The following is a 19,092-nucleotide window of genomic DNA, read 5'->3' on the forward strand; positions in this document are numbered from 1 at the left end:
GGCGCGACCCCGACGGCAACCTCGTCGAGCTCAGCAACTACGTGCGGGGCTGAGCGGCAGCGCGCCGATGTCCACCAGCAGGTCGGCGCTCTCGCGGGTGGCCCGGATGGCGACGGCGTTGGGCTCGTCCACCTCCGCGACCCAGCGGACGGCCTCGCCGGGGGCCTTGCCGAACTGGACGTGCCGCTTGACGAGGCGGTCCAGGCGGACGCGGTCGTCGAGGTCGGCGTACCAGACCTCGGTCATGGCCGCGCGCACCTGCCGCCACGGCCCGTCGGCGGCCAGGAGGTAGTTGCCCTCGCTGACGACGACCCGCGCGTCCGGCGGGACCGGGATGGCGCCCGCGATCGGCTGCTCGATCTCGCGGTCGAAGGACGGCGCGTAGACGATGTTCGCGGTCTCGGCGCGGACGCGGCGCAGGAGCGCGAGGTAGCCGTGGGCGTCGAAGGTGTCGATGGCGCCCTTGCGCCGGCGCCACCCGAGCCGTTCGAGCTCGACGTCGGCCAGGTGGAAGCCGTCCATCGGCACCCACACGGCCGGCAGCCCGGCCGCGGTGAGCCGACCGGCCAGCCAGCCGGCCAGCGTGGACTTGCCCGCGCCCGGGCACCCCGCGATGCCCAGCACGACCCGCTCGCCGGCCGCGGCGAGCCCGCGCACGCGCTCGACGAGGTGCTCCCCCGTCAGGTCCAGGGGGTTGGGGACGTCGCAGTGGCTCAAGGTGCTCCTCGGATCGGGTGGGCCGCGTCACAGCGTAACGATGCCGTGGGCGGCCAGATCCGCGCCAGGGGTCAGCCGTCCGCGACGCCGTCGTAGTCGACCAGCAGGTGGCGCGGCCCCCGCAGGACGGCGCTCGGCCGGTAGGGCGGCGGGTCGGTGACGAGCCGGGGGTTGCGCAGCCTGCGGATCAGCTCCGACAGCACGATCTGGGCTTCGAGCCTGGCCAGCGGCGCGCCGAAGCAGTAGTGGACGCCGCCGCCGAAGCCCAGGTGCTCGTTGCGCGGGCGGTCGAGCGCGAACCGGCCGGGGTCGGCCAGGTGGGCGGGGTCACGGCTGCCCGCGGCCAGGGCGAGGACGATGGGCGAGCCGGCCGGAATGGTGGTGCCCGCGATGGTGATGTCGTCGAGGGCGATCCGCGAGGACACGAGCTGCACGGGCGGCTCGTAGCGCAGCAGCTCCTCGACGGCGGGAATGATCAGACCGGGGTCGGTGCGGACCCGTTCCAGCAGGTCCGGGTGGCGCAGGAACGTGAGCATGCCGTTGGCGATCAGGTTGATCGTGGTCTCATGGCCGGCGATCAGCAGCAGCACGGAGGTCGCGACGACCTCCTGCGGCGTCATGGCCCCGTCGGGGCCGTGATAGGTGATCAGCCCGGACAGCAGGTCTTCGCCCGGCTGCCCGCGCCGGACCTCGGCCAGCCCGGCGAGATAGCGCTCCAGCTCCAGCCCGGTGGCCTGGCGCAGCCGCTCGCGTTCCGCCCGGTCCTCCTCGCCCGGGCCGAGCGTCTCGATGATCTGGTCGGCCCAGGCGTGGAACTGCGGCTCGTCCTCCTGGGGCACGCCGAGCAACCGGCAGATCACCGCGACGGGCAGCGGGTAGGCGACCTCGTCGACGACGTCGGCCTGCCGCTTGCCCGCGATGCCGTCGATCAGCCCCGTGGTGATGGCGAGCATCTCCGGGCGCAGCCCGTCGATGAGGCCGGGCGAGTGAGGGGGCCCGAAGTGGTGCATGGTCAGGCGGCGCAGCCGGTCGTGCTCGGGCGGGTCCAGCCCGATGAACGACACCGTGCGCTCCTCCTGCGGCGGCGCGGTCGCGAGGTTGCGGCGGTCGGAGCTGACCCGCGGGTCGTGCAGCAGCGCGACGATCTCCCGGTACGTGCTCACCACGTACGTGCCGTCCTCCTGCCGCGCCACCGGCGTCTTGCGGAGCTCGTCGAAGAGCGGATACGGGTCGGCGCGGCGCGCGGGGTCGAGGATCTGCTCGAAGACGCTGGGTGAGGTCATGACCTTCGGCTCTCGTCGATGTCGATGTCGGTACGGGTGGCTGGCGCGGCGGTCAGTGCCGCAGGGAGGCGCGGCGTTCCGCCGGGTCGTGGCCGGTCACCACGACGGTCGCCCCCGCGGTGGCGACCAGGCGCTCAGGCACCCCAGCGGGTACGGGAGCCGCCTCCTCGCGCTGGTCGACGTGCCGGAAGGCGGGCGGGAACGGCTCGGCCCGCTCGATCAGGCGCTGGTAGAACTCCAGCCAGATGCCCTGGTCGAAGGTGACCGCCGCGGTGACGCGCCCCTGATAGCCGTAGACGGCGACGAACCGGTGCTCGGACGTCGAGCCCTGGGTGATCATGATCTCGTCGGCGAAGGTGGGCACCCCGACCGACTTGATGTTCACCCCGAACTGGCTCGACCAGAACACCGGCACCGACAGGTGCGGCCAGCGGTGCGCCTGGTCGCTGACCATGTTGTGGGCGGCGATCTCGGCCTGCGCGACGGCGTTCCCCCAGTGCTCCAGCGTCATGAACTGGTACTGGTAGAGCGGATGCGGGAAACGGGCGATGTCGCCGGCGACGAAGACGTCGTCGGTGACCAGGCCGTTGGTGTCCACCGCGCGGCAGCCGGCGTCGCAGGCCACCCCCCACACGCCGGCGGCCAGCCCGGAGTCGTGCAGCCACTCGACGTTGCGGATCGAGCCGAGCGCGACGACGGCCACCTCGGCCTCCACCGTGCTCCCGTCCGACAGCCGCGCGCAGCGCAGCCGTCCTTCCGCGTCGCCTTCCAGGTCCGTGACCGTCGTGTCGCACCGCAGGTCCACGCCGTGCTCGCGCTGCAGCCGCGCGGCCACGTCGCCGATCATCGAGCCGAGCGCGTTCACCAGCGGGGCCGGGCCGCGCTCGACGACCGTCACCTCCAGGCCCATCGCGCGGCAGACCGAGGCGATCTCGCAGCCGGTGAACCCGGCGCCGAGGATCAGCACCCGGCTCGGGCGGGCGGCCAGCGCCTCGCGCAGCCCGGCCGCGTCCTCCAGGGTGCGCAGCGTGTGGACGCCCTTCAGCCGGGCCGCGGCCTCGTCCGGCCAGGGCCGGGCGCGGGTGCCCGTGGCCAGCAGGACGCGGTCGAAGCCGATCTCGCGCCCGTCGGCCAGGCGGACCTGCTTGCCCGCCACGTCCAGGCCCGTGGCCGGGGTGCCGCACAGCCACTCGGCCTCGACCTCGCGCAGGCGCGGCAGGAAGGTGTGGCCGACCGGCACCTGCCCGGTGAGCACCTGCTTGGACAGGGGCGGCCGGTCGTACGGCTCGCGTACCTCGTCGCCGATCAGGGTCAGCGAGCCGGTGAAGCCCTCTCTCCTGAGCACGCCCGCGGCTCTGGCGCCGGCCAGCGAGGCGCCGACGATGACGATGCGCCCGTCCTTCATGAAGCCGGGGTTCGCCGCCGCCCGGGGCCGCTCGACGGGCTGCGGCATCGCCGTCCAGTCGGGGTGGATGGCCTGGACCGGGCAGGCCGCCGCCGCCCGCAGCACGTGCTCGCGCCGCTCGTCGCCCGGGTCCAGGTCGTACAGGAGGGCCTCGTCGTGCATGGTGAAGACGTCCGGAGCGAGGAACGCGCACTGCCCGTACCCCTGGCAGCGCGTCAGATCGACGACGACTTTCACGAACCCACTCCCCCGTTGAGCGCGACGCCGCGCCGGCGTGCCCCCGCACGCGTCCGGGCGCGGGCCCGGCCAGGGCAGACCTACCCCGTGCGGGCCGCCCGGTAAGCCGGGTCCGCCCCGATCATTCCCCTGTCTTTGCAGGCCGGAGGGCTGTCAGGGCGCCGAGAAGCCCATGAACAGGCGCAGCCTGGACCGGCCGTCCGGATGGTCGAGCTGGATGCGGTCGCACACGCGGCGGATCACGAAGAGCCCCATGCCGCGGGTGGGATGCGGCCCCGGCGTGCGGTGGAGGTGCTCGGAGCGCAGGACGCCGGCGTTGTCCACCACTTCCACGGTGATGCCAGGACCGTCGACGCAGGCGTTGAGCGTCCCGCCTTCGCCGCCGTGGTCCAGGACGTTGGTGACGGCTTCGTTGACGGCCAGGGCGAGCAGGTCCGCGCGGTCGGCCGGCATGCCGGCGGCGGTGGCGTAGTCGCGTACGAGATTGCGCGCCGCGGCCAGGTCCGCGCTGATGGAGATGCTTAATCCGAGCGAGTCGCCCAACGTGTCCTGTCCCGTCTTGTCTTCGTGCCGTCTCGCGCGTAGGCCCGTCCAGTATGTCGAGGGTCTTCCGAATGCGCCCCGAAAGGGGTCAGGATCCCGCGAACGGCTCCCTCTGAAGCGGCAGCCACAGCACGAACCGGGCCCCGGCGTCGGAGTCCTCCAGCGTCAGCGTGCCGCTGTGGGCCGCCGCGATCTCGCGGGCGATGGCCAGGCCGAGCCCGGTGCCGCCGGCGTCGCGGTTGCGCGAGGCGTCCAGGCGGGTGAAGCGCTGGAAGACGATCTCACGCTGGTCGGGAGCGATGCCGGCGCCGTCGTCGAGCACTTCCATCACGGCGTCGTCGCCCTCCTGCCGCACCGACACGACGATGCGCGTCTCGGCGTGCCGCTCGGCGTTGTCCAGCAGGTTCGTCAGCAGGCGGGCCAGCTGCAGCCGGTCGCCCGTGACGATCACGCCCGGCTCCAGGAAGGTGACGACCCGCTTGTCACGCGGTCTGGCGGTCTCGGCGGCGGCCAGCTCGCCCAGGTCCAGGTCCTCGTAGTCGCCGGTGGCGCCGGCGTCCAGCCTGGTCAGTTCGAGCAGGTCGGTGACGATGGCCTGCAGCCGGTCCAGGCTGCTCAGCACCTCGTTGCCCACCTCCTGCCAGTCGGTGTCCTCGGGGTGCAGCATGGCGTCCTCGACCTGGGTGCGCATGGCGGTGATCGGGCTGCGCAGATCGTGCGAGGCGTCGCCGGCGAACCTGCGCTGCTGCTCCATGGCGGCCACCTGCCGCTCCATCGCCGCCTCCAGCCGCTCCAGCGTCTCGTTCCCGGTCTCGGCCAATGTCCTGATCTCGTCGTCCAGGTTGTCCGGCACGGGGAGGCGCATCCCGCCCCCGCCCGCGGTGATCTCGCCCAGCCGCCTCGTGATGCTCTCGACGGGCGCCAGCGTCCGCGCCACGATCCGCGACACGCCGAACCAGGTCAGGACGACGAGCAGCGCCGTCACGCTGACCTGGAACACGACCACCTGCGGGCTGACGTACCAGGGCACCGACGCGGTGAAGCCGTAGATGACCCACACGCCCTCCGGCTGGTACGCGCGCAGAGCCACCACGATCTCGCACCGGCCGGGGAACCCGGGCAGGTCGCAGAGCTCCTCGACGTCGTTGGCCCGGTCCCGGGTGGGCATGTCCTCGGTGAGCCGGGGCTGGCCGGCCAGGTTCGGCGTGGAGGACTTCACGCGCCCGCCCGGGTCGACCACCTGGACGCCGTCGAGCTCGGGCACGCTCAACGTCTTGGGCAACCGGTTCCGCTTGACCAGGAGCAGCACGCGCAGGGTCTTGCTGGACACTTCATGCGCCCGGGCCTCGGTCGCCTGGCTCCTGATCCCGTACAGCACGAAGGCGCTGACGACGATGTTCAGCAGCAACATGGCGATGCCTGCGAACAGTGCCAGCCGCACCCGCAACGACCGGCCCGACCATATGCTCACGCGCCTTCCCCCGGCGGTCAGAACATCACAGTCATCGCGTTCGCCGCTAATCCCGGGAGATTCCTCGACAAATCCGGATTAACAGCGCCGGAAAGCCAGAATCCCATTCGGTACGACTGCCCGCAGAGTCCGGAAATCGTCACACTCCGTGAGACACCAACCGTTACGGTCACGAACCGTGTGCTGACAAAGAGTCAACCCGCCATTCGTGACGTTTCTTCGCATCTGCACCTTGAAGTACATCTGCCCCGTCGGCATAGTGGACGGACCACAGGCGTACCAGTCGCGGCAGGCATCGCGGAGGCCGGCCGGAACCAGATGCCACGACTGCCCAGAGGCGTATGGCCCACGCGCAGAATGGACACCATGCATGAGCTCGCCCCTGCCGATCCGCACCAAGTTACTCAGGATCCTCCTGCTTCCGCTGGTCTCCATGGTCGTTCTGTGGGGGTTCATCGCGTACTCCAGCGTGGACGAGATCGCCACGGTCTCCCAGACCCAGGACCGGTGGGAGGCCATCGGCTCGCCGGTGCTCCAGCTCATCGTGGAGTTGCAGCGGGAGCGGCAGCTCTCGGCTGAGGCGGTGCGGGGCACGGCGGCGTACGCGCCGCTTGGCGAGCAGCGGCGGATCACCGACAGCAAGGCCGAGCGGCTGCGGGAGGTCATCGGCTCCGTCGACGTCGAGTCGGCGGGCGCGGAGACCCCGGCCCAGGTGCGGGCGCTGGTGCAGGCCCTCGACGGGCTGCGCTCGCTGCGTGCCTCGGCCGACGGAGGCGTGCTGGCCCCGCCGCTGACGATCATCGAGGCGTACAACAACCTGATCGCCACCGCGAACCGGCAGTTCAACGACCGCGACGCGCTGAGCGACGTCTCGGCCTACCGCGCGGTGCGCGGCATGGCCGCCTACAGCTCCACGGCCGAGTACCTGGGCCGCGAGCACGCGGTGCTCACCAGCACGATCGTGCAGCGCAAGATGACCCCCACCGACCGGGGCGCGTTCGTCGCCGCGATGGCCAGCCGCCGGCTCGTCTTCGCCAACGCCGAGCGCGACATGGGACCCGAGCTGCGGGCGAACTACGACAATCTGGTCGCGAGCGCCCCATACAAGCGGCTGGTCGAGGTCGAGGACGAGCTGTTCGGCTGGGACACCAACGGCGCGCCGCCGGTCGAGCCCGCGCAGTGGAAGAGCGACGCCGAGACCCTGCTCACCGCGCTCAACCACGACACGCAGGAGGAGCTCGCCCGCGCCGCGGTGGCGGCCGAGGAGCAGAAGAGCGGGGCGTACTGGCGGATCGGGCTGGTCCTCGCACTGGGCCTGGCCGTGGTGGTGGCGTCGCTGGCGCTGTCGTACCGGTTCGGCCGCTCGCTCATCGACGAGCTGCGGCGGCTGCAGGCCTCGGCGGTGGAGCTGGCCGAGCAGCGGCTGCCCTGGCTGGTCGAACGGCTGCGCCGCGGCGAGGACGTCGACCCGGCCACCGAGGCTCCCGGTTTGGACCGTGCCGAGACCGCCGAGGTCGATCGCGTGGTGCACGCGTTCTCGGCCGTACGCCGCACCGCGGTCGAGGCCGCCGTGGGCCAGGCGACCCTGCGCAAGGGCGTCGGCCAGGTCTTCCTCAACCTGGCCCGCCGCAACCAGGCGCTGCTGCACCGCCAGCTCGCGCTGCTCGACACCATGGAGCGCCGGGTCGACGAGCCGGAGGTCCTGGAGGACCTGTTCAAGCTCGACCACCTGACCACCCGCATGCGGCGGCACGCCGAGAACCTGATCATCCTGTCCGACTCCGCGCCCGCCCGCCGGTGGCGCGACCCGGTGCCGCTGTTCGACGTCGTGCGCGCGGCGGTGCTGGAGGTCGAGGACTACACCCGGATCACCGTCGCGCCGATGCCGCACGCGCCGCTGCTGGTCGGCGCCACCGTCACCGACGTCATCCACCTCGTCGCCGAGCTGGTCGAGAACGCCGCGGTCTTCTCACCGCCCGACACGAGCGTGCACGTCCGCAGCGTGAACGCGGCCAACGGCTTCGCGCTCGAAGTGGAGGACCGGGGGCTGGGGCTGAGTCAGACCACCCTCGACGACCTGAACGCCCGGCTGGCCGAGCCGCCGGAGTTCGACCTGGCCGACAGCGACCGGCTCGGCCTGTTCGTGGTGTCCAGGCTGGCCGGGCGGCACGGCATCAAGATCATGCTGCGCCGCTCGCCGTACGACGGGACCACCGCGATCGTGCTGCTGCCCTCGGCCATGCTCGTCTACGCCGACGCGCCGGCCACCGGGCCCGCCGACCGTGGGGCGCCGCTCACCAGCCGGCCGCTGCGCGCGATCGGCACGGCCCCCGCCGGGCCCCGGCACGGTGGCGGCACCGTCGTGAACGGCCACAGCGTCCCGGCCGGCTTCGGCGACCCGCCTGTCCCTGATGGCGCCTTCGACGGCTCGCCGATCGCCGGCGGCCTGCCGGGCTTCGGCGACCCGGCCGTTCCCGGCGGGCTGCCTGATCCGGCTGTGCACGCTCAGGAGACCGAGAGCGTGGCCTGGTTCGAGGCCCGCCAGACGCCGAAGCCGAACCCGGCGACCGCGCCTCCGCCCGGAGCCGAGCCGGCACCCCGGCCTGAGCCGACGACCAGACCAGTGACCGGACCTGCAACCGGCCCGCTGACCGGCGACCCGGCGACCGGGCCTGTGACCGGGCCGCTGACCGTACCGGCGCAGGGGCCGGTGACCGGCTCTGTGACCGGGCCTGAGGCGGCGGGTGCGCCGGTTTCCAGGCCTGTCGGTGAGCCGGTGGCCGAGCCGGCTCGCCGTCCGGCCATGCCGCCGCGCCCAGCCGTCGAGTGGAGCGTCACCGTCCCGGCTCACGAGGCGGACGAGGATCTCGACGGTTTGCCGATGCGCGTACCGCAGGCCAGCATGGCCCCCCAGCTACGGACCTCCGGCCGCGCCGAGCGGCGCGCGGTCTCGGCGCGCTCGCCGGAAGAGCTCGCGCAGCTCATGTCGTCGATGCAACGCGGGTGGCAGCAAGGCCGCCAGACCGCGGAGCAGGGACAAGATTTGTGGAACCGAAAGGACGACCATCCCGATGTCCGACCCCAGAAATGAACTGAGCTGGCTGCTCGACGATCTCACCCAGCGCGTCCCGGGCATCAAGCACGCCATCGTGCTGTCCGCCGACGGCCTGGCCATGGGCGGCTCCAGGGAGCTGACCAGGGAGGACTCCGAACACCTGTCCGCCATCTCCGCCGGCAGCCACAGCCTCGCCATGGGCGCGGGACGGCACTTCGGCCTGGGCGGTGTACGACAGACGATCATCGAGATGGAGGGCGGCTTCCTGTTCGTCACCGCGGCCGGCCAGGGCGCCCGGCTGGCCGTGCTCGCCGCGGGCGACGCCGAGCTGGGCATGGTCACGTACGAGATGGCGCTCATGGTCAAGAGGGTCGGCGAGCACCTCTCCTCGCAGCCGAGGGGAGCGGCACCGGCACCCGCCTGGAACGGCGCGAGACCGTGACAGGCGAAGATCCCGGGCCGCTGATCCGGCTGTACGGGCTGACCGGCGGCCGGGCGCGCCCGCAGGGCGAGACGTTCGACCTGGTCGCCATCGTCACGACGGTCGACGGCGCGTACCAGCCCGCGGACCTGATCCCGGAACATCGCGCCGTGCTGTCGGCGTGCCGCAGGCCCACGCCGGTGGCGGACGTCGCGGCGCACCTCCGGCTGCCGCTCAACATCACCCGGGTGATCCTGGGTGACCTGCGGCGCGAGGGTCTGATCACCATCGAGCGCCCACGTCCCATCGCGCAGACGTTCGACGAACGCATCTACAGGGAAGTGCTGCATGGACTACGCAGCCTCTGAGCCGGGGACGACCGCGGTCGCCTCGGCCTTGGCCATCAAGATCCTCATCGCGGGCGGCTTCGGCGTCGGCAAGACGACCATGGTCGGCACCATCAGCGAGATCCGGCCGTTGCACACCGAGGAGCTGCTGAGCGACCGTGGCATCGGGGTGGACGACACCTCGGGCGTGGAGTCCAAGAGCACCACCACCGTGGCGCTGGATTTCGGCCGCATCACCTTCCGTGAGGGGCTGTGGCTGTACCTGTTCGGCACCCCTGGGCAGGACCGGTTCTGGTTCATGTGGGACGAGCTGGCGCTCGGCGCGCTCGGCGCCGTCGTCCTGGCCGACACCCGCCGCCTGCAGGACAGCTTTCCCGCGGTGGACTATTTCGAGCAGCGCGGCATCCCGTTCGTGGTCGCCGTGAACTGCTTCGACGGCGCCCGCCGCCACGACCCGGTCAAGGTGCGCAGGGCGCTCGGCCTCGGCGAGAACATCCCCATCGTGCTGTGCGACGTGCGCGACCGCGACTCCGTCAAGAGGGTGCTCACCACGCTGGTCACGTACGCGGTGGAGGGCGCCTGAGCGGCACCCGTCAGGCGGGCCGCAGCCCGGCGAGCTTGCGGCCGGTCTCCGACGCCGGATCGGCGGTGTACATGACGGCCAGGAGCTCGGGCTCGCCGGGGGACGACAGCGTCTCGTAGCCGAAGTCGAGCCGCCCGAACTCGGGATGGTCCATCAGCTTGACGCCGAAGGTCTTCTCGGCGACGTGGTGCTCCTCCCACAGGCGGCGGAATCCGGGGTCGGCGGACAGGTCGGCGATCAGGGCCGCCAGCAGGGGATCACCCGGGTGCCTGCCCGCGTACAGCCGCAGGTACGCGATCGTCTCGGCGGCCACGGCCGGCCACTCCCGGTAGAGAGTGCGGGCCTGGGGGTTCAGGAACGTCTGGCGGGCCATGTTGCGCTCGCCCGGCGGCATGGCGGTGAACCCGGAGATCCGGTCGCCGAGCGCGTTCCAGGCGAGCACGTCCATCCGCCGGCCGAGGATGAACGCCGGTACGTGCGCCGCCATGTCCAGCAGCAACCGCATCCCGGGCCGCACCTCGCCGGCGACGGGCTCCCCGCGGGCCGGGCGGAGCAGGTCGGTCAGGTGCGACCGCTCGATGACGTCCATCCGGAGCACCCGGGCGATCGCGTCCAGGACGGCGTCGGAGACGTTCTGCACGCGGGCCTGTTCGAGCCGGATGTAGTAGTCGACGCTCACGCCGGCGAGCAGCGCGACCTCCTCGCGCCGCAGCCCGGCCACGCGCCGCCGGCCACCGGCCGACAGCCCGGCCTCCTCGGGACGGATCCGAGCCCGGCGGGAACGCAGGAACTTGCCCAGGTCACCTTCCACGTCAGCAAGGGTAGTACTGCGGTTACCAGGAAAACGCATGCTCTGGGTAGCTTCGTCCGATTCGGCCACTGTTGTTCCCGTCGAACGAAACGAAGGGAACCCCTGATGAGCTACCAGAATCTCGCCGGACGCGTCGCGATCGTCACCGGAGCGGCCAGCGGCATGGGCGAGTCGACGGCGCGGCTGCTGGCGGCGGGCGGGGCGAAGGTCGCCCTGCTGGCCAGGCGCGCCGACCGGCTGGCCGCGCTGGCGAAGGAGATCACCGCCGCGGGCGGCACCGCGCTGGCCGTCACGGTGGACGTGACCAGCGACGACGACGTCGCCGCGGCCGTGGAGCTGATCCACGCCGAGCTGGGCCGGGTGGATCTGGTCGTCAACGCGGCGGGCGTGATGCTGCCCAACCCCCTGGACGACGGCCGGCTGGACGAGTGGACACGGATGATCGACACCAACGTGACGGGCGCGCTGCGGATCATCCGGGCGTTCACCGCGGACCTGCTCGCGGCGGCGGCCGAGGGGCGCACGGCCGACCTGGTGAACATCTCCTCCATCGGCGCGCACGCGGTCTTCCCCGCCTACGCCGTCTACGCCGCCACGAAGGCGGCGCTGACCCACCTGTCCGCGTCGCTGCGCGCGGAGTTCGGGCCCCGGGGCGTCCGCGTCACCAACATCGAGCCCGGCCTGACGGACACCGAGCTGGGCGGGCACGTCTCCAACGATGAGCTGAGCGCGCAGCTGGACGGGATGTACGAGGCGTTCACCGCCATGACGGCGGACGACATCGCCGACCTCATCGGCTACACGGTCAGCCGGGACAGGCGCGTCAACCTGCGCCAGGTCATCGTCCTGCCCACCGGCCAGGCATGACAGGCACGGCTTCACCGGGCGCACAGGCAGCACGAGCCGCGCGTGCAGGCAGCACAAGCCGGGCGCACAGGCGGCACGAGCCGGGCGTCGTGACAGGCGGCACGAGGGAGGGTCACCAGGGCACGGTGGTGCCGTCCCAGGAGAAGAAGCCGCCGGTCGGGCCGTCGTCCGGCAGGAGGGCGAGCCGCACCGCCCCGGCCGCGCCCTCCGCCGGGTCCTCCCCCGCCGCGGCGGCCCGCGCGTTGAGCCCGGTCGCCCGCAGGCCCGGCGCCAGGGCGTTCACCTTGAACCCGTCGGCGGCCAGCGCCTGGGCGTAGTAGAGCGTCAACGCGTTGAGCGCCGACTTGGACGAGCGGTAGGCGGCCCCCGCTCCGGCCGCGACGGCGAACTCGCGCTCCGGGTCCGCGCTCCAGGCCAGCGAGCCGGTGCCGCTGGAGACGTTCACGATGCGGGGTCTGGAGGAGCGGCGCAACGCCGGCAGGAACGCGTTGGTGACCGCGAGGACCCCGAACAGGTTCGTCTCGTACGTACGGCGGAAGCTGTCGACGTCGGCCTCCGGAGCCGGACGGCCGTCCACCATGATGCCGGCGTTGTTGACCAGGGTGTCCAGGCCATCGACCTGCCGCGCGGCCGCGGCGATGCCGGCCGCGTCGGTGACGTCGAGGACCAGCGGACGCGCGCCGCCCCCGATCTCCTCGACGGCCCGCTCGCCCCGCCCCGCGTCCCGGGAGCCGACGTAGACGGTCATGCCCTCGGCGGAGAGCCGGCGGGCGATCTCCAGGCCGATGCCCGTGTTCGCACCGGTGACCAGTGCTGTGTAATCCTTCATGACATCGACGATTCCGCAGCCGCACGGCTCCAGCCAGGGACAACCGATCCCTGGCAGCCGGGAAGGAGGCGCCCGATGGCGAGGGTGGATCTGGCCAGGTTCCTGCGGGCGCGGCGGGAGTCCCTGCGCCCCGCCGACGTCGGGCTGCCCGCCGACCGGCGCCGCCGCACGCCCGGTCTGCGCCGCGAAGAGGTCGCCGAGCTGGCGCACATGTCCGTCGACTACTACGCCCGCCTCGAACAGGCCCGCGGTCCCCGCCCGTCGCCGCGGATCCTCGACGCCCTCACCGGCGCGCTCAGGCTCGGCCCCAGCGAGCGCACCCACCTCTTCACCCTGGCCGGCGCCGGCCCCGCGCCGCCCGCCGACCCGGCGCACCGGGTCCGCCCGCACGTGGCGAGCCTGCTGGACCGCATCCCCGGCACGGCGGCCATCGTCACCGACGCCACCTACGACGTCATCGCCTGGAACCCGCTCGCCCGCGCGCTGCTGGGCGGCGGCTTCGGCGGGCAGCCGAACCTGGCCCGCCGCCGCTTCCTGGGCCTCGACGACATGTACGACAGCTCCAGCGCGGAGGAGTTCGGCCACATCGTGGTCGCCAGGCTGCGCCGCGCCGCCGCCCGCTACCCGCACGACGAGGCGCTCACCCGCCTGCTGGCCGAGCTGCGCGCCGGGAGCGAGGAGTTCGTCCAGATCTGGGAGGACAACCCCGTGCACGCCCCCGGCCACCGCACCAAGGTCGTCGACCACCCGGCGGCCGGCCGGCTGCGGCTGAACTGCGACGTGCTGACCGTGCCCGACGACGACCAGGAGGTCGTCTTCATCACCGCGGACCCGGGCACCTCCCACGCCCGCGCGCTACGCCACCTGGCCGCCGCCGGCTGACCTCGCCGGACGTACGGCGTGGTAGAGCCGCGCGGCGGCCACCGCCGTGCCCGCCGTCGCCGCCGACACCAGCCAGATCATGAACGTCGGATAGAGATAGACCACCTGGATCCACATGATGTCGCCACCCCGGGCGAGCACGCGGAAGATCGGGGCGATCGCCGCGCACAGGGCGAGCGGCCGCGCCCGGTCGTGCCGATCGACCAGCCGAGGGCGTACCCGGGGTTCTGCTTGGACGGCGTGCGCAGCTCCTTTGACGCTCCGGGGCGAGAGTACGCCGGTGTCCTGGGCGATCAGCCAGCGCGCCATGTCGCCGGCGCTGCTGAGGACTCCCCCTGAGCCGTTGCCGAACCCGGCCGGCTCGGGCAGGGCGATGGCCCGGCCGAGGACGTACAGGTGGCCGCGGGCGCTGCCGGGCAGGTCGCGGTCGGTGTCGATGGTCCTGCTGCGCCGCATGCCGAGCGGCGCGAACACGTTCGCGTCCAGGTAGGCCGCGAACGGCCGGCCGCTCACCACTTCGACGAGCCGCGCGGCGATCTGGTAGTTGGTGTTGTGGTAGCTGAAGGCGGCGCCCGGCTCGGCGGCGAGCTCCGGCAGGTACGCCCGCACCGCCATCCGTCCGAGGAGGCGATACGGCATGGAACGCCTCAAGGAAGCCGGAGCCTCGACGCAGGACCGGGGAACTACACGGGGGCCGTGTCGTCCAGCAGCGGCAGCCGCAGGACGAAGTCGGCGCCCAGGGGCGAGTCCTCGACGGTCAGGCTGCCGTGGTGCGCCTGGGCGATGGCGCGGGAGATCGCCAGGCCCAGGCCGCTGCCCTGAGGGTCGCGGCGGCGTGCCTCGACCAGGCGGGCGAAGGGCTCGAACACCCGCTCGCGATCCTCCTCCTCGATGCCGATGCCGTCGTCGCGCACGCTGACCACCGCGTGCCCCTCCGACCGCGCCACCCGTGCCTCCACCCGGCTGCGAGCGTGCCGCTGGGCGTTGAGCAGCAGGTTCACCAGCACCTCCGCGAGCTGCACGGGGTTGCCGCAGACCTCCACGTGCTCGTCGGCGTAGACCTGGATCGGCACCTTCGTGCACCGCAGCACGGCCTCCGCCCGTACCAGAGCGGTCAGGTTCACCCGCTCCGGCCGGTGCGGGGACGTGCGGACGCGGGCCAGCATCAGCATCTCGTCGATGATCAGCTGGCAGCGCTCCACCGTCCCGAGCGCGTCCCTGATGGCCAGCCGCGGATCCACCTCGGGATACAGGGCCGACTCCTCCAGCTGGGCGCGCAGGCCGGTCAGCGGCGTACGCAGCTCGTGCGACACCATCGAGGCGAAATGGCGCTGGTGCTCGACCGCTTCCTGCAGGCGGGACAGCGTCTCGTTCGCGGTTCTGGCCAGCCGGGCGATCGCGTCCCTGCCGGGCGGCTCCGGCACGCGCAGCCCGAGATCCGTCACCGTGACCCTGGCGATCCGCCGCCGCATCTGCTCCACGGGCCGCAGCGCCTGCCCGATCAGCAGCCAGGCCGTCATCACCAGCAGCGCGCTGCCCGTCAGCACGCCCGCGGCCAGGTACAGCTCCAGGCGGTGCGTGCCCAGGATCGCCGGCTGGTCCCGCCCCGCGTAGACGACGTGCGACTCACCGCCCCACAGCAGTTGTTCCTCCTGCGGCGAGGGCCTGGTGGCGGTGAGCATGACGCATCCCGACCCGGAGCACTCGGTGAAGTCCTGGATCCGGTCGTCGGACTGGGGCCAGTGCTCGCTCAGCGCCGGGCGTCCGGCGGCCGCCCTGCTGGCCGAGACCACTTTCCCGGTCGGGTCGACGAGCTGCAGCAGGTCGACCTCGGACGTGGTGACGGGCGGCGGCGGCGTGGCCGTGTCCATCGACCCGATCCAATCGGTGGTCGCGCGCCGCGTGTCCGCGAAGACGCTGTGCTCGATGTTGCTGCGGATCACCATGTCCGCGGCCACGGCGATCGCGCTGAGGGCGATCAGCGACAGGACGCCGGTCGCCACCACCAGGATCGCCTGCACGGAAAGCCGATAGGAAGGAAATGACACGCGATACCCCTCTGGCCACCTCCTATCACTTCCCGCACCGATCGACGCGAATTACCCGCGGATGGTCAAAGCCCCTTGACCACGCCGAGGCATGGTCAAGGGGGGTCGGGCGGTCAGGCCGCGTCGCAGTGCACGACTCCATATACGGCAAATACGTCGAAATTACGCGACAGGTCGGAATTTGCGGCATGATCTCGCAGGTGCGTACCCGGATCGCTTCCTCCTTGATCGTCCTGGCCACGGCCACCGCCTGCGGTCTGCCCCAGCAGGCCGCGCCATCGACAGCCGCGCCACCGCCGACCGGCACCGCACCGGCCACCACTCCCCCGACCGCTTCCCCGGCCACTCCCGGTGCGCCGGGTCAGGACACCCGGCCGGCGCTGGCGCAGACGGTCAGCACGATGACGGAGAGCCTCAAGGTCGAGGTCGTCGGCCTGAACCGGATCAAGGGCAAGCACCTGGTCGCCCAGCTCAGGCTGACCAACACCGGCGACGGCAAGCACCTGCCGTGGACCGGCGAGATGGGCGACAACACCCGGCCGCTCGGCCAGATCCGCTGGGCCTCCGGCATCGGCGTGCTCGACGCGCAGGCGCGCTCCTGGATCCTGCCGTACCAGCCGGCCGACTTCCCATGCCTGTGCAGCGACCAGGACCGCGACGGGCTCGGCTACTTCATCGACGCCGGTGAGTCGATCACCGTGTACGCGGTCCTGCCCGCCCCCTCGGGCAACCCCGCGACCACCACCGTCGTCACCCCCGTGGGCCCGCCGATGCCGGACGTCCCGATCAGCGACGATCCGCCGGTGACCCTGCCCGGCATGACGATCCCCGACCCGGACGCCGAGCCCGTCACCACCGTCACCCGCCGGCTGGTCACCCCGTCGGAGTCGCCGGACAACGCGGAGGAGACCGCCGACGACGGTACGGACCTGCGGATCAGCCTCTCCTCGGACGTGCTGTTCGCGGTGGACAAGGCCACCCTCACGGCCAAGGCCCGCGCCGTGCTCGCGCGTACCGCCAAGCTCGTCGACGCCTCGCCCGGCTCCCGCGTACAGGTGGACGGGCACGCGGACTCCTCGGGCACCGACGCCATCAACGACCCGCTGTCCACCCGCCGCGCCCAGGCCGTGCGCAAGGCGCTGACCGCCCTGATCACCCGGCAGGGCGTGCGGCTCCAGGCCAAGGGGTACGGCTCCCACCGCCCCCTCTACGGCAACGACACCGACGAGGGCAAGCGGCGCAACCGCCGCGTCACCGTCACCTTCGCCAAGCCTCAGGAGCAGGCGAGCCCGGCCACCTCCGTACCGTCCGCGACCCAGGGGGACGGCGAGCTGACCGGCACCGGCAAGGCGGCGGGCCAGCCGATCGCCATGCGGGTCACCGGCCTGCGGCGGCTGCCGGGCGGGCTCGGCCTGCTGACCTACCGGGTCAAGAACGAGGGCGACGCCGAAGCCTGGTTCAACGAGCTGCACCAGGCACGGGACTGGATGTCGTTCAAGTATCAGGCCGCCTCCAACATCACCTTGACCGACGCGGCCACCCGCCGCCGATACCTGCCCGGCCGCCTCCAGGTGCCCGCGGACGACGGCGACACCGACTCCTACTGCGCCTGCACGGACGTGTCGGGCGTGCGGCTGAGCACCGAGAAGTTCGGTCCGGGCCAGGAGCGGGAGTTCTGGAGCCTGTTCGCGCTGCCCGATGCGGCCTCCACGCTCCAGGTGAAGATCGCGACGTTCCGCGAGCTGCGGGTGCCCGTCCAGTAGGCCGCGAAAACAGCCGGGAAGGAGCGCGTCCGGGCGGGCAAGAGCAGATGTGCCCTTCTCATTCCGGAGTTCTTGAGTGATCACCGCCCCAGACGCGTTCACGGCGGTCTTCGACGCCCACTACGCGGAGATCCGCCGCTATCTCGGCCGCCGGGTCGGCCTCGACGTGGCCGAGGACCTCGCGGCCGAGACCTTCCTGATCGCCTTCAGGCGGCGTGAACTGTTCGACGCCTCGTCCGGCGAGGTCAGGCCGTGGCTGTACGGCATCGCCACGAACCTCATCAGGCGGCACCGGCGGGCCGAGCTGCGCCACTATCGCGCGCTGGCCAGGACCGGGCCGCCGCCCGACGACGACGGGCACGACCAGCGGGTGGTGGACCGGCTCACCGCCGGGGTCACGGTCGGCCGGCTGGCCGGGCTGCTGGCCGGCCTCTCGACCGGCGAGCGGGACGTGGTGCTGCTCGTCGCGTACGGCGGGCTGAGCTACGCGGAGGTGGCCGGCGCGCTGAACGTCGCGGAAGGCACCGTCGCCTCACGGCTGAGCCGGGCCAGGACGAAAATGCGCGAGGCGCTGGGAGTGGACGCATGACGAGGGAATTCGAGTTCATCGACCGCGTGATGCCGGACGTGCCACCGCTCACGCCGGAGCAGCTCGCCGCGACGCGCGCCCGGCTCGCCGGAGCCGCCCGCGCCAAGCCCCCGGCGGCATCGGGCCGGCGCGTGATGATTCTGGCCGCGGCGGCCGTCGCGCTGGTGATCGGCGCGATCGCGCTCCTGCTGCCCCAGGCCGCACGGCCGCCCGCCGCCGCCACGCCCCAGCAGGTGCTCACCGAGGCGGCCGGCAGGCTGGCGGCCCGGCCGGCCGGCACGGGCCGCTACTGGCGGCTGGAGACCGAGGAACTGCTCAGGACGAAGGGCGAGGACGGCTACCTCGTCGAGGAACGCGGTCTCGACGTGCTGGCTTTCGGCCAGGACAACGACGTGTACAGCTGGTACGAGGCCGTCTCCGCCGTGCCGTACGGCGCGAAGAACACCGAGACCTGGCGGCGGGCGGGCTCCCCCAAGCTGTGCCCCGCCCGCGGCTGCGACAAGAACCCGCGCTCTTACCCGCGCCACACCCTCGCCGAGGCCCTGATCTTCGGAACGGACGCGAGAGCGACCAACAGGAAGGCCAATTGGGCGCCGACGCCGGCCGAGCTGCTCGCGCTGCCCCAGGAGGCGGGCGCGCTCAAGGCCGCGCTCTCGAAGAGGTATCCGGCCGGCAGCTCGGTGAGCCGCGCGGACTGGATGCTGCGCGCCGGCACCCGGCTGGTCCGGGACGTCCCGGCCACCTCGGGCACGCGCGCGGCGGCCTACCTCATGCTGGCCACGCTCCCCGGCGTCAGCGTGATCGACCAGGTGCGCGACCCGGAAGGCCGGCTCGGGGTGGCCCTCCAGCTGCCTGCCTCAGGCGGCGACCGGACCCAGCTCGTCATCGACAGGCAGAGCGGTGACCTGCTCGCGGTCCAGCACGTCGGGCCCGTCCCGGGGCTGGGCGCGGGCGTGCCGTGGATGGCCTCGATCATCAAGCAGGCGGGGTGGAGCGACACCCGCCCGGCTCCGCCGCCGGGCTGCAAGGGCTGCGTGGGCACGTACTGACTTAGGATTCCCTGTCATGACGAGCACCAGCACCTCCACCTGCACCACCCGAGCCGGAAGCCCGAGCTTGGGGGCCGGCGTCCTGGAGGAGGCCGCGCGGCCGGACTGCCCGCCGTGGATCCTGCCCACGCTCCGGCGTCTGGCGGCGGCTCACGTACGGGGCTGATCGCGCCGGGAGGCGTTCCATCGGCC

19 protein-coding genes are annotated in these 19,092 nt (G+C 72.5%); 10 read left to right on the forward strand and 9 right to left on the reverse strand.

Annotation, left to right across the window (positions count from 1 at the left end; translation table 11 throughout):
• Positions 1-30 precede the first annotated feature (30 nt).
• The 5 genes from ABEA43_RS37510 to ABEA43_RS37530 form a co-directional block, all read right to left on the reverse strand.
• Complete coding sequence (locus ABEA43_RS37510) at positions 31-717, reverse strand: nucleoside/nucleotide kinase family protein (RefSeq protein ID WP_345569501.1); 687 nt, start codon at positions 715-717, stop codon at positions 31-33.
• 71 nt (positions 718-788) lie between these two features.
• Positions 789-2,000 carry a cytochrome P450 gene (locus ABEA43_RS37515; RefSeq protein WP_345569503.1) on the reverse strand — a complete coding sequence of 404 codons (1,212 nt, stop codon included), beginning with the start codon at positions 1,998-2,000 and terminating at the stop codon, positions 789-791.
• Between the two features lie 52 nt (positions 2,001-2,052).
• Entirely contained in the window at positions 2,053-3,642 is a 1,590-nt protein-coding gene (locus tag ABEA43_RS37520) for an FAD-dependent oxidoreductase (protein ID WP_345569505.1), read from the reverse strand.
• Positions 3,643-3,795: 153 nt separating this feature from the next.
• Positions 3,796-4,185 (reverse strand): ATP-binding protein, encoded by a 390-nt coding sequence (locus ABEA43_RS37525; protein ID WP_345569506.1) that lies wholly within the window; start codon positions 4,183-4,185, stop codon positions 3,796-3,798.
• An 88-nt stretch (positions 4,186-4,273) separates the two neighbouring features.
• Positions 4,274-5,656: a sensor histidine kinase gene (locus tag ABEA43_RS37530; RefSeq protein WP_345569507.1), complete on the reverse strand. Its 1,383-nt coding sequence runs from the start codon at positions 5,654-5,656 to the stop codon at positions 4,274-4,276.
• Between the two features lie 370 nt (positions 5,657-6,026).
• Here ABEA43_RS37530 and ABEA43_RS37535 point away from each other — a divergent pair, with 370 nt between their 5' ends.
• The 4 genes from ABEA43_RS37535 to ABEA43_RS37550 are packed head-to-tail and all read left to right on the forward strand — an operon-like array spanning position 6,027 to position 10,062.
• Entirely contained in the window at positions 6,027-8,747 is a 2,721-nt protein-coding gene (locus ABEA43_RS37535) for a sensor histidine kinase (protein WP_345569509.1), read from the forward strand.
• A complete protein-coding gene (locus tag ABEA43_RS37540) occupies positions 8,728-9,153 on the forward strand; it encodes a roadblock/LC7 domain-containing protein (protein WP_345569511.1) in 426 nt (141 codons plus the stop codon). The genes ABEA43_RS37535 and ABEA43_RS37540 overlap by 20 nt, the downstream gene beginning before the upstream one ends.
• Entirely contained in the window at positions 9,150-9,500 is a 351-nt protein-coding gene (locus ABEA43_RS37545) for a DUF742 domain-containing protein (protein WP_345569513.1), read from the forward strand. The genes ABEA43_RS37540 and ABEA43_RS37545 overlap by 4 nt, the downstream gene beginning before the upstream one ends.
• Positions 9,481-10,062 carry a GTP-binding protein gene (locus ABEA43_RS37550; RefSeq protein WP_345569515.1) on the forward strand — a complete coding sequence of 194 codons (582 nt, stop codon included), beginning with the start codon at positions 9,481-9,483 and terminating at the stop codon, positions 10,060-10,062. The genes ABEA43_RS37545 and ABEA43_RS37550 overlap by 20 nt, the downstream gene beginning before the upstream one ends.
• A 10-nt stretch (positions 10,063-10,072) precedes the next feature.
• On the opposite strand, the gene ABEA43_RS37555 is transcribed toward ABEA43_RS37550, so the two are convergent.
• On the reverse strand, positions 10,073-10,873 hold the full coding sequence (locus tag ABEA43_RS37555; RefSeq protein ID WP_345569517.1) for a helix-turn-helix transcriptional regulator: 801 nt from the start codon (positions 10,871-10,873) through the stop codon (positions 10,073-10,075).
• A gap of 105 nt (positions 10,874-10,978) precedes the next feature.
• Between ABEA43_RS37555 and ABEA43_RS37560 the strand changes: the two genes are divergently transcribed.
• Positions 10,979-11,740 (forward strand): SDR family oxidoreductase, encoded by a 762-nt coding sequence (locus ABEA43_RS37560; RefSeq protein WP_345569519.1) that lies wholly within the window; start codon positions 10,979-10,981, stop codon positions 11,738-11,740.
• A gap of 112 nt (positions 11,741-11,852) precedes the next feature.
• Here the strand turns inward: ABEA43_RS37560 and ABEA43_RS37565 are convergent, their stop codons facing one another.
• The gene (locus tag ABEA43_RS37565) at positions 11,853-12,569 is read right to left on the reverse strand and encodes an SDR family oxidoreductase (RefSeq protein ID WP_345569520.1); all 717 of its coding nucleotides are present in this window, start codon (positions 12,567-12,569) and stop codon (positions 11,853-11,855) included.
• Positions 12,570-12,644: 75 nt separating this feature from the next.
• Between ABEA43_RS37565 and ABEA43_RS37570 the strand changes: the two genes are divergently transcribed.
• Positions 12,645-13,451, forward strand: a complete 807-nt coding sequence (locus ABEA43_RS37570) for a helix-turn-helix transcriptional regulator (RefSeq protein WP_345569522.1) — start codon at positions 12,645-12,647, stop codon at positions 13,449-13,451.
• Here ABEA43_RS37570 and ABEA43_RS37575 read toward each other — a convergent pair.
• Together ABEA43_RS37575 and ABEA43_RS37580 are read right to left on the reverse strand one after the other, a co-directional pair.
• Positions 13,425-14,090: a serine hydrolase domain-containing protein gene (locus ABEA43_RS37575; RefSeq protein ID WP_345569524.1), complete on the reverse strand. Its 666-nt coding sequence runs from the start codon at positions 14,088-14,090 to the stop codon at positions 13,425-13,427. The two genes, ABEA43_RS37570 and ABEA43_RS37575, sit on opposite strands and share 27 nt — an antisense overlap.
• A gap of 44 nt (positions 14,091-14,134) precedes the next feature.
• Positions 14,135-15,499: a sensor histidine kinase gene (locus tag ABEA43_RS37580; RefSeq protein WP_345569526.1), complete on the reverse strand. Its 1,365-nt coding sequence runs from the start codon at positions 15,497-15,499 to the stop codon at positions 14,135-14,137.
• Between the two features lie 188 nt (positions 15,500-15,687).
• Between ABEA43_RS37580 and ABEA43_RS37585 the strand changes: the two genes are divergently transcribed.
• The 4 genes from ABEA43_RS37585 to ABEA43_RS37600 all read left to right on the forward strand — a co-directional run bounded on the left by ABEA43_RS37585 (position 15,688) and on the right by ABEA43_RS37600 (position 19,066).
• Positions 15,688-17,262: an OmpA family protein gene (locus ABEA43_RS37585; protein ID WP_345569527.1), complete on the forward strand. Its 1,575-nt coding sequence runs from the start codon at positions 15,688-15,690 to the stop codon at positions 17,260-17,262.
• Positions 17,263-17,338: 76 nt separating this feature from the next.
• Positions 17,339-17,851 (forward strand): RNA polymerase sigma factor, encoded by a 513-nt coding sequence (locus ABEA43_RS37590; protein ID WP_345569528.1) that lies wholly within the window; start codon positions 17,339-17,341, stop codon positions 17,849-17,851.
• Positions 17,848-18,900, forward strand: a complete 1,053-nt coding sequence (locus ABEA43_RS37595) for a CU044_5270 family protein (RefSeq protein WP_345569530.1) — start codon at positions 17,848-17,850, stop codon at positions 18,898-18,900. The genes ABEA43_RS37590 and ABEA43_RS37595 overlap by 4 nt, the downstream gene beginning before the upstream one ends.
• A gap of 16 nt (positions 18,901-18,916) precedes the next feature.
• Positions 18,917-19,066, forward strand: a complete 150-nt coding sequence (locus ABEA43_RS37600; protein ID WP_345569532.1) for a hypothetical protein — start codon at positions 18,917-18,919, stop codon at positions 19,064-19,066.
• The last annotated feature ends 26 nt before the right edge of the window (positions 19,067-19,092 follow it).

Origin of the sequence: Nonomuraea rosea, assembly GCF_039539705.1 — a bacterium.
Lineage (GTDB): Bacteria > Actinomycetota > Actinomycetes > Streptosporangiales > Streptosporangiaceae > Nonomuraea > Nonomuraea rosea.